Genomic DNA, 1459 nt, shown 5'->3' on the forward strand with positions numbered 1-1459 from the left:
GGGTCGGGGTGCTCGCCCTGGTGCTGCTGGTCCTCGCCGCCCTCCCTCGTCTGCTGCGCGCCGGAGCGCGGTCCCGCCGGTTGGCTCCGGGGGCCGGACCGGCCGCCGCGTGGTGTGAGGTGGTGGACACCGCCCGCGACCTGGGCATCCCGCCACTGCCCGGGGACACCCCGCGGCGGGCCGGGGACCGGATCGTCCGGCTCGGCGGCCTGGAGGGTGACCCGGCTCTGGCGCTGCGTCGTCTGGTGGACGACGTGGAGCGGGCCCTGTACTCCCCCGCCGCGACGACGGCGGACGACGGCGGGGAACGGGCTCGACTGGTTCGTGCGGTCCGGGCCGGCCTGACCACGGGCGCGGGCCGGTGGCTACGGCTGCGGGCCGCCGTGCTGCCCCCCTCGACCCCCCGGCCGCACCGGGTGCTCGCGGCGCGGCCGGCCGAGTGGGGCGAGCGGTGGCGGGGGACCGGGAAGGAGCGCCCGCGGCGCCTTCCCCCCTTCGTCCGTCCCTGAACGGCGCCACGGCGCACGGGCCCGGCGCCACGGCACGGCGGGGCCGGCGAGGAGGAACACCCCGGGTCACGCGGTTTTGATCCCGATCCCCGTGTCGCTTCGGGGCGGGGGAACCGAGGACGCACGGCTCTCTTCCCGGAGGGGCGGGAGGCCCGGCCTCCCCCCTGCTCTCCGGAGCTCCGGCCCGGAGGAGGGAACACGAGGACGGCGCGGTGGGGGACCTTCCCAACGAGGGGAAGGTCCCCCACCGCGCCGTCACGGTTTCGCGGGACCGGGCCGCGGCCGGGAGAGCATGCCGCAGGCCGGCGTCGGGGTCACGACGCCGGCTCGGTGCCGCGGTGGCTCAGCGCTCGCGTTCGTCCCGTCGGCGCTGCCACCGGTCCTCGATGCGGTTCATCATCGTTCGCTTCGCCGCACCTCCCTGCCCGGCCGCGGGCTGCGGGCCGTCCACCCCCTGGCGGGGGGCGGGGGCCACCACCGGCTTCTTCCAACCGGTGACGGCGAGCACCGCGCAACCCAGCATGATCAGGAAGCCGACAACGCTGAGCCAGACCTGCTGGGCGACCATGCCGCCCATGAGGAGCGCGATGCCCACCAGAAAACCTACGGCCGCTTGGTAGACCCGCTTGCGGGTGTACGTGCGCAGCTCACTTCCCTCGAGCGCTGTCGCGAACTTCGGGTCTTCGGCGTACAGCGCTCGCTCCATCTGCTCGAGCATGCGCTGCTCGTGCTCCGAGAGCGGCACGGAGTCCTCCTACTCGTCGGTCGCGGTGGCGACCGGATCCGACTCTTCCAAGGATAGGTGGGGATTTCTCACGGTGACACCCACCCCCGCGGGCCGGTTCGTTCCGACGCGACGTGGAAACTCCGGCTTTGGGGGTGTGGTGCTCCTTCCCGCGCTCCGCCCGCCTCATGCCGGGGGGCTTTCTCCGATCATACGGGGCGGGAGG

Annotated in this window: 2 protein-coding genes; one reads left to right on the plus strand and one right to left on the minus strand. The window is 74.6% G+C overall.

Going from position 1 to position 1459, the window contains the following annotated elements; all coding sequences use genetic code 11:
* The coding region (locus FNQ90_RS22975; RefSeq protein WP_182608103.1) for a DUF4129 domain-containing protein at positions 1-509 on the plus strand (509 nt) is incomplete at its 5' end.
* Positions 510-852: 343 nt separating this feature from the next.
* Here FNQ90_RS22975 and FNQ90_RS22980 read toward each other — a convergent pair.
* On the minus strand, positions 853-1254 hold the full coding sequence (locus FNQ90_RS22980) for a DUF3040 domain-containing protein (RefSeq protein ID WP_182608104.1): 402 nt from the start codon (positions 1252-1254) through the stop codon (positions 853-855).
* Positions 1255-1459: the final 205 nt, after the last annotated feature.

This window comes from Streptomyces alkaliphilus (assembly GCF_014141535.1).
Classification (GTDB): domain Bacteria; phylum Actinomycetota; class Actinomycetes; order Streptomycetales; family Streptomycetaceae; genus Streptomyces; species Streptomyces alkaliphilus.